This window comes from Aneurinibacillus sp. UBA3580, assembly GCF_002375825.1.
Taxonomy (GTDB): Bacteria; Bacillota; Bacilli; order Aneurinibacillales; family Aneurinibacillaceae; genus Aneurinibacillus; species Aneurinibacillus danicus.
Genome location: NZ_DFMZ01000018.1, coordinates 8220 through 10588, shown reverse-complemented (window position 1 = coordinate 10588; position 2369 = coordinate 8220). Strand labels below are relative to the sequence as shown.

Sequence of the window (2369 nt, the reverse complement as noted above, 5' to 3'; positions counted from 1 at the left end):
GTTCATTCGGCATTGGCTGCATGGCGGGCAGTTGAACATTCGGCATTATAGGAAACGGTTCATTCGGCATTATGGGTTGCATGGCGGGCAGTTGAACATTCGGCATCATGGGAAACGGTTCATTCGGCATCATAGGTTGTATAGCCGGCAGTTGCGCGTATGGCATCATATGAGGCATTTCCATAGATGACGAGCAGGAACTGCTTTCCTTGTGATGCTCATACGGCGCATACATTGGCATAGGTGGACAATACCCTATCATGGGCATTTGCGGCACCATAGGCATGATCGGCATGGGCTGCGGAGGCGGTATGACCTGTACGGGCATTGTTGGCTCTTCTTTTGGCGGTGCCATCGGTTTCATTTCCGGTATGGGTTGCGGTGTAATCTGCACAGGCGCTGTCGGTTTCATTTCAGGCATCGGTACTGGGCTTGGCATCGGAGCCGGCATCGGCTTTTCTTTTTTGGGTGCTTCTTTCACCGGCGATTCCTTAGTCGGCATCGTCGGCATTTGGATGTTGATGTCCATCTCCATCATGCTTATTTCAGGGTTTTCCGGTTGGGGCTTCGTTGTCGGCTGCTCCGTCACCGCCGGTTGTTCTTTCACCGGTTTTTCCTTTATTGGCGCTTCTTTTACCGGCAATTCTTTCACTTGCATTTCTTTCACGGTCATATTGTTTTTTAGCGGCACTTCGGTCGTTGGGACTTTCACTTTCATGCCAGGAGAAATTTTATCCGGATTTTTGATATGTGTATTAACCTTTTTCAGTGTCTCAAAGTCCAGGTTGTATTTCTGCGCAATTTTCCACAAGGTGTCTCCTTTTTTTACGATGTGGATTTTCATGTCATCGACCATCCTTTCTGTGAAAATTACCTTACATCATATGCATGGGCGGGCGATTTGCTACGGTAGGCAGATATCATGTATAAAATTTCTTTGAGCGGGGAAAGATGGGGAATAAAAATTTCATTCAGGCAAAGAAGGGATGCGTATGATTCGAAAGCCGCTTCCAAAGCACTGGAGAACACTATTGGCTTTATCGCTCTTATTCATCGTGGTAATAAGCGGGGGAACATGGTATTTATACTCCGCCATCGAGAAATTAAAAGGAAATGAGGCTGTAGCGCAAACAGTCGATCTGGTATTAAAGCGGGAGTATATATGCGGAGAGACGGAAGAAGAGACGAAACGGGAGACCGTAGCGTCTGTGGATGAACTGCTCAGACGTTATCAAGGTTGGACGTTTGTCTCACGCAACCGCAATGTATATACATTTGAGAAAAAAATTAACGATCTATCGCCGCATTGCAAAGAAAATGCATATTTTGGTCTCGGAGCGGACGGAGAGCTGACTTTGTTTGACGGTCTGCCTGAGAAAGGGCAGGTAATCCAGACCTTTTTTCGACTGGATACAAAGAAGCTAGAATCCAGTCTGCCGCCGGAGGAGCTGCAGTTGCTGCGTAAAGGCATCCATATTACGGATGCGGCCGAATACAATTCGATTATTTCTACTTATAGCGAATTCTCAAACGAAGAGAAAGAAGCGGCCGTACAGCTTAAATAGCGAGAAAAAAGACGGAGCGGAAAAGCCGCTCCGTCTTTTAATTCGTAAAAGCAGAAAAAACCGTGAGTTTTTCTTCTTATTTTTCCAGTTCGCTGTGCTTACGCGAGTATAAGAAGTATACAACTAATCCGATAGCCAGCCAGATGACAAATGCAGTCCACGTTTCAGGCGGCAAGTTAATCATCAGGTAACCGCAGGTTAAAATAGAAAGCACAGGGATTAGCGGTACAGCCGGTACGCGGAAAGCGCGCGGCAGCTCCGGATGGGTTCGCCGCAGTACGATGACGGCGACCGATACGAGCACGAACGCCGACAGGGTTCCCATATTGACCAGATGAGCAAGAGTGCCGAGGTCGATAAAGGCTGCAATCAGCGCCGCAATGAATCCGGTTGTCCATGTATTCACATACGGTGTTTTGAATGTCGGGTGTACCTTTGAGAAAAACGTCGGAAGCAATCCGTCACGGCTCATTGCAAAGGAGACGCGAATTTGGCCGTAGAGCATAACGATGAGAACGGTCGTCATCCCGGTAATGGCACCGAGCGAAATCAAGCCGGCGAACGCATCTTTTTGAATGTAAGTCAGTGCGAACGCTACAGGATGATTTACATTAAGCTGATTGTACGGCACAATACCTGTTAGAATGGCCGAAACTGCAATGTACAGGATGGTACATATAACCAGTGAGCCAATAATACCACGCGGCAAATCGCGCTGCGGATTGCGCACTTCTTCTGCTGCGGTAGATACTGCGTCGAATCCGATATAAGCGAAGAATACAGTGGCGGCACCGGCTACCACTC

At 47.8% G+C, this 2369-nt stretch carries 3 protein-coding genes; 1 reads left to right on the top strand and 2 read right to left on the bottom strand.

Going from position 1 to position 2369, the window contains the following annotated elements:
* A partial coding sequence (gene safA, locus B2899_RS02925) for a LysM peptidoglycan-binding domain-containing protein (RefSeq protein WP_286883953.1) occupies positions 1-844 on the bottom strand: 844 nt, incomplete at its 3' end.
* A gap of 148 nt (positions 845-992) precedes the next feature.
* On the opposite strand from safA, the gene B2899_RS02920 reads away from it, so the two are divergent.
* A complete protein-coding gene (locus B2899_RS02920; protein WP_170230117.1) occupies positions 993-1565 on the top strand; it encodes a BofC C-terminal domain-containing protein in 573 nt (190 codons plus the stop codon).
* 76 nt (positions 1566-1641) lie between these two features.
* On the opposite strand, the gene B2899_RS02915 is transcribed toward B2899_RS02920, so the two are convergent.
* Positions 1642-2369, bottom strand: a 728-nt coding sequence (locus tag B2899_RS02915; RefSeq protein ID WP_286883948.1) for an amino acid permease, incomplete at its 5' end; no start/stop codon positions are given.

Bases quoted from the DNA above. Each gene is read 5' to 3' on its own strand.
- B2899_RS02920 (WP_170230117.1), top strand. From the start codon at position 993: ATGATTCGAAAGCCGCTTCCAAAGCACTGGAGAACACTATTGGCTTTA.